Source organism: Williamwhitmania sp. (genome assembly GCA_035529935.1).
Classification (GTDB): Bacteria; Bacteroidota; Bacteroidia; order Bacteroidales; family Williamwhitmaniaceae; genus Williamwhitmania.
Genome location: DATKVT010000075.1, coordinates 1 through 5,624, shown reverse-complemented (window position 1 = coordinate 5,624; position 5,624 = coordinate 1). Strand labels below are relative to the sequence as shown.

At 43.2% G+C, this 5,624-nt stretch carries 7 protein-coding genes; all 7 read left to right on the top strand.

What is annotated here, in order from left to right; translation table 11 throughout:
- Positions 1-434, top strand: a 434-nt coding sequence (locus VMW01_06110; GenBank protein ID HUW05815.1) for a hypothetical protein, incomplete at its 5' end; no start/stop codon positions are given.
- Positions 435-515: 81 nt separating this feature from the next.
- The gene (locus VMW01_06105) at positions 516-1,799 is read left to right on the top strand and encodes a dicarboxylate/amino acid:cation symporter (GenBank protein ID HUW05814.1); all 1,284 of its coding nucleotides are present in this window, start codon (positions 516-518) and stop codon (positions 1,797-1,799) included.
- A gap of 178 nt (positions 1,800-1,977) precedes the next feature.
- Positions 1,978-2,418: a GNAT family N-acetyltransferase gene (locus VMW01_06100; protein HUW05813.1), complete on the top strand. Its 441-nt coding sequence runs from the start codon at positions 1,978-1,980 to the stop codon at positions 2,416-2,418.
- 12 nt (positions 2,419-2,430) lie between these two features.
- Positions 2,431-3,525 (top strand): alanine racemase, encoded by a 1,095-nt coding sequence (locus VMW01_06095; GenBank protein HUW05812.1) that lies wholly within the window; start codon positions 2,431-2,433, stop codon positions 3,523-3,525.
- Between the two features lie 45 nt (positions 3,526-3,570).
- Positions 3,571-3,948 (top strand): fluoride efflux transporter CrcB, encoded by a 378-nt coding sequence (crcB, locus tag VMW01_06090; protein ID HUW05811.1) that lies wholly within the window; start codon positions 3,571-3,573, stop codon positions 3,946-3,948.
- Between the two features lie 18 nt (positions 3,949-3,966).
- Positions 3,967-4,317, top strand: coding sequence for a DUF190 domain-containing protein (locus tag VMW01_06085; GenBank protein HUW05810.1), 351 nt, complete (start codon positions 3,967-3,969; stop codon positions 4,315-4,317).
- A 330-nt stretch (positions 4,318-4,647) separates the two neighbouring features.
- Positions 4,648-5,624: dihydrolipoamide acetyltransferase family protein (locus VMW01_06080; GenBank protein HUW05809.1), on the top strand; the 977-nt coding region annotated here is incomplete at its 3' end.

The window sequence follows — 5,624 nt, the reverse complement described above, 5'->3', positions numbered from 1 at the left end:
ACATGTTAGCTGGTGACAACTTTAGTTTTTCCATAACAAGCGATGAGGCATACGGAGAAAGGCGTGACGACTATGTTGTGGAGCTGCCAAAAACCGCATTCATGGTTGAAGGAGAGTTCGATAATGAGTTCATTTTCCCCGGAAACGTAGTTCCCATGGTTGATGCTGAAGGCAACCACCTAGAGGGCACCGTGATTAAGGTAGATGATGAGATTGTTTCAATGGACTTCAACCATCCACTTGCCGGTAAGGGTCTCTCCTTTAAGGGCGAAATTGTTGATGTGCGCGAGGCTACTGCCGAAGAGATGGAACATGGTCACGTTCATTCACACTCACACTCCTCCTGCGGTTGCGGCGACGATGACTGCGGTGGTGGTGCCTGTGGCGTTGACGATAATGCAGAAAGCTGTGGTTGTGGCTGCGGTTGCAATTAATAAAGCATTTTATCTATTTTTCGAAGGCTGTCCAATGGGCAGCCTTTCTTTTTTCACTATTTTGCAGGATATTGGTTTTGTATGAAAAGAAAATCGTTTCCGCTTTACGCAAAGATTTTAGTTGGAATGGTCCTTGGGTTAATTTGGGGGCTAATTGCGGTATGGATTGGTGCATCTCAGTTTACCGCCGATTGGGTGAAGCCGTTTGGGGTAATATTTCTCAACCTCTTAAAGTTAATAGCCATACCGTTGATCTTTGTTTCATTGGTAAAGGGAATATCAGGTCTTTCCGATATCACCAGGTTATCACGCATCGGGCTGAAAACAATCGCCATATATTTGACAACCACCATATTGGCCGTTACTATCGGACTTGCTTTTGTAAATATTATCAAGCCCGGAAATGTTTTTCCGCAGGAGAAGAGGGCCGAACTGCTAGAGAAATACTCAGGAGTAGTAAATGAAAAGTCCGCACAGGCAACACATGTTAAGAAAAAGTCGCCCCTGTCGGTCATTGTAGATATGGTGCCGGAGAATGTGGTTAATGCAGCCTCCGACAATAAAAATATGCTGCAGGTAATTCTCTTTGCGGCACTCTTTGGCGTTGCTATGGCACTATCGAAAGGTACAAATGTGGAGATAGTGGTAAAGTTCTTCGATGGGCTAAACGAAGTGATCCTTAAGATAATTGACTTAATAATGCTCTTTGCACCAATTGGTGTATTTGCATTACTCGCCTCGTTGATTGTTGATTTTGCCGGGGAGGGCCTTTCTGGTTCTGGTGGCTTCTTCATCTCCCTCGGTCTTTATGCACTTACGGTGGTGATGGGCTTGCTCTTTATACTCTTGATAGTTTATCCTCTTTTGGTCCGTTTTTTCGGAAAAATGCACCCGGTCACCTTTCTCAAGGGCATTTTTCCGGCACAGCTGGTGGCGTTTTCCTCCTCGTCGAGCGCCGCAACGCTTCCAGTTACAATGGAGCAGGTTGAGCGAGAGCTTAAGGTTCCAGAGCAGGTTAGCAGCTTTGTGCTGCCAGTGGGTGCCACAATCAACATGGATGGAACCAGCCTTTATCAAGCAGTTGCTGCGGTGTTTATTGCTCAGGTATTTGGCCTGCACCTCAGCTTTGTTCAACAGCTAACCATTGTGTTTACGGCCACCATGGCTTCCATTGGTGCGGCAGGAGTACCGGGTGCCGGCATCATTATGCTGCTCATTGTGCTCAACTCAGTGGGAATTCCAGTTGAAGGGTTAGCGCTTATTTTAGCCGTAGATCGACCTCTAGATATGCTTCGCACAGTTGTGAATGTAACAGGCGATGCAATGGTTTCTATCTTTGTGGCAAAAAGCGAAAAGTTGATGTAGCGATGCAGTGAACATGATCACTCATTTAGTTGTTAAAGAATAATATATTGATATTCTTGCAGTTGTATTTTTTCCTTTACCCATTTGTTTGTATATTTGCAACAGTTCAGAAAATTCCTCCCGGTAACCTATCAATGAAGTTACCAACGAACAAATTCTTTTAACTAAATATAACGCTATGTTAACCTTTCAAAAAATTAACAGCGAGAAAGATTTTAGTGCTGTAAACCGAAGCCAATTTGTCGATTTTTTACATCTCCACTTGGACAAATTCGGCGATGCCCCCCAGGCAATTCAGAAATGTATTGATTATGCCTTTTCCATTGAGTCTGGCAAGGGCGGTTTTTGTATGATAGCTTACCTCAACAATCAGATTGTGGGTGGCCTAATAATGAACCAAACCGGGATGGAGGAGTTTATTCCTCAGAATATATTGGTTTACGTGGCCGTTGATGCCAGCCATCGAGGAAAAGGAATTGGTCGTCAGCTTATCGACCACTCTGTGGCTGAGTGCAATGGGAATATTGCGCTTCATGTAGAGTACGATAATCCAGCAAAAAAACTATACGAACGCCTTGGTTTTACATCTAAATATGCAGAGATGAGGTTGAATCGATAATATACTACTGATATGGCTCAACTTATTGTCCATACGGACCGCATTATCTCTAACCTTGAAAAAATCCAAAGTTATCTCGAGAGGAACAATTTTTCGTGGACTCTGGTAACCAAAATTCTTTCGGGTTACGAACCGGCGCTGGAGGTAATACTTCAGCACTCAATTGCCAAAAAGCTGCATAGTGTTGCCGACTCTCGTATTTCTGGCTTGCGACGGGCGAAGCAAATAAACCCCTCGGTAAAAACGATGTACATTAAGCCTCCCGCCATGGACACGGTAAAGTCGGTAATTGCCTATGCCGATATTTCGCTAAATACCTCATTCCGCACAATTGAGGCGCTCAACAAGGCTGCTGCCGCCGCTGGGAAAGTGCATCAAATTATAATAATGCTCGAGCTGGGAGAGCTGCGCGAAGGCGTTTTGAGGGAAAGGGTGGTTGATTTTTACTCTAAGGTTTTTGAACTTCAGAATATTGAGGTTATTGGCCTAGGAACCAATCTGGGTTGCATGTATGGTGTTCAACCCACCTACGACAAACTGCTGCATCTTTCGCTGTACAAGCAGCTGCTTGAAGCCAAATTTAGCAAGCAAATTCCGCTCATCTCTGGTGGAAGTTCAATTGTGTTACCTTTGGTTGGAAAGACATCAATGCCCAGAAATATTAACCATTTACGTATTGGTGAATCTGCATTTATGGGAACTAGCCCATGGGATGGCAAAAAATTTTCGCCGCTTTCAACCAAAGTGTTTGAATTCAAGGCAAATATCATAGAGCTCGCTTCGAAAAAGAATTTTCCCGACGATGAACTGACCGAGGGCAACATTGGTCATTTTGTTGATCGATCCAATGAAGAACAGGAGCTTACCTACCGTGCTATTACCGATTTTGGACTAATTGATGTTGAAGCTTCCGATTTAGCCATTGTGGATAAAAATGTAAAATTTGTAGGTACCACCTCAGACATGACTGTTTTTGACCTCGGGTTAGCAAAGGTGGGTAAGGCTCATGCCCAGTATAAGGTTGGTGATAGGCTAAGCTTTTTGCCATCTTACATGGGAGTAGCTCGCCTTATGAACTCACGATTCGTAGATAAAGTATTAATTTAGTTTGCTATTTTTGACCTTTTAAAAGGTCTAATTTATTTCAACTTCATGCTTAGAATCATTCTCCTTGTAGGATTTGGAGGGTTTGCTGGAAGCGTATTGCGTTATTTGGCTTCGTCGTCAGTGCAAAAGTTGTTTTACTTAAGTTTTCCATTCGGCACTCTTTTTGTCAATATTGTTGGTTCCCTGATAATTGGCTTTCTCTTTGGTTTAGGTGAACGGGGAAACATTCTATCCCCGGAAGCACGCCTCTTTTTTGCCACCGGCTTTTGCGGCGGCTTTACAACCTTTTCAACCTTTTCGCTGGAGAGTCTATCCTTAATTCGAGATGGGCAGTGGTTGTTCTTTTCTCTTTATGCAGTGGGTTCAGTAGTACTTGGTTTACTTTTTGTTTTTATGGGATTTTGGTTCTCTCGACTACTTTAAATTATAAAAAACACGGCAATGGAACTATCTGGTGAATCTTTTCTGCTTCGCATTTTTATTGGAGAACTCGATAAAGTCAATGGCACCCCTCTCTATGAGGTAATTGTATATGCAGCAAAGCGATACGGTATCGCAGGTGCCACAGTTTTACGCGGCATTATGGGATATGGTGCCAACTCGGTGGTGCACACCGAAAAGCTTCTCACACTTTCCAACGACCTGCCAATTGTGGTGGAGTTGGTGGACGAGGAGCAGAAAATCAAAGGTTTCTTGGAATCCATGCAAAAGTTCATGCCAAAGTCAAGATTTGGGGCTCTCATTACGCTAGAGCGAGTTAATGTTTTGCACTATGAAGCATCGAAGGATTAACCACTGTTGATGGAGGCTGCACTATAAAACTTACGATCACAAGTCAACTTCAAATACTATCTAGGTGATTTACTTCTTTTCCTTAAAAAATTAGAAGCTGAAAATAAATACTGCTGATATAGGAACGATCCAATTGAAGGGTTTTCATGATATGAAATGGTAATAAAAGTTCACAATTATTTGGAGCGATATCTCATTGGTATCGCTCTTTTCATTTTATAAGCCATCTCGTTCATTCAAGTCGTTTTGCCTATATTCAGTCTAAACAAATCAGCTATAGAGGTGTTAATAGGTTGTTTTGAAAATATTAGCCTAATAAACAATTATAAAATGTCACAGTTTGAGCTAAAAATGCCCAAGATGGGTGAAAGCGTTGAGCAGGCTACCATTACGCGATGGTTTGTTAAGGAGGGCGATAAGGTCGAGGAAGATGATGCCCTCCTGGAGATAGCCACCGATAAAGTAGACTCCGAAATTCCTTCTCCTGTTGAAGGTACCGTTATCAAAGTCTTCTATCGCCAAGATGATTTGGTTCCGGTAGGTACCACAATTGCATTAATAGGAACAGGGGGCGAAGTTGAAGTTGATTCTAAAGAAGAGGTGGCGCAAGCCGTTCAAACCAAAGTTGAAACAACAAAACAGCAAGAACAGCTAGCCTCGTCGGATATTCAACCGACTCGATTTTATTCGCCATTGGTGAAGAGTATTGCAAAGCAGGAGCATATCTCAGTTCGGGAGTTAGAGCAGATTTCGGGTAGCGGTAAGGATGGTCGTGTTCGCAAGGAGGATATTCTCGCATTTTTGAGTTCAAGAAGCAAAGTGCCAGATTCCGTGCTAAAGGCAGCTGATTCAATGCCTTCAACATCACAGGCAGCAGCTCCTGCCGCTGAACAGCAGCAATACAGGGTTAGCGTCTCGGTTGGCGCAGAAGATACCATTATAGTAATGGATCGAATGCGCAAGCTTATTGCAGAACATATGGTTACCTCAAAGCATGTGGCAGCGCATGTTACGGCCATGGTGGAGGCTGATGTTACTGGTCTAGTAGAATGGCGTGACAAGAACAAGGAGCAATTCCAAAAACGATATGGTGAAAAGTTAACTTTCATGCCAATGTTTACAGATGCGGTTGCTAAATCGCTGCGTGACTTTCCAATGGTAAACTCTTCACTCGATGGTGATAAGATTATTCTTAGAAAGCACGTCAATATAGGGATTGCAGTTGCCCTACCTTCAGGAAATTTGATTGTTCCAGTGGTGCAAGATGCCGACCTTAAAAATCTTGCTGGCTTGGCTGCCGACATTAA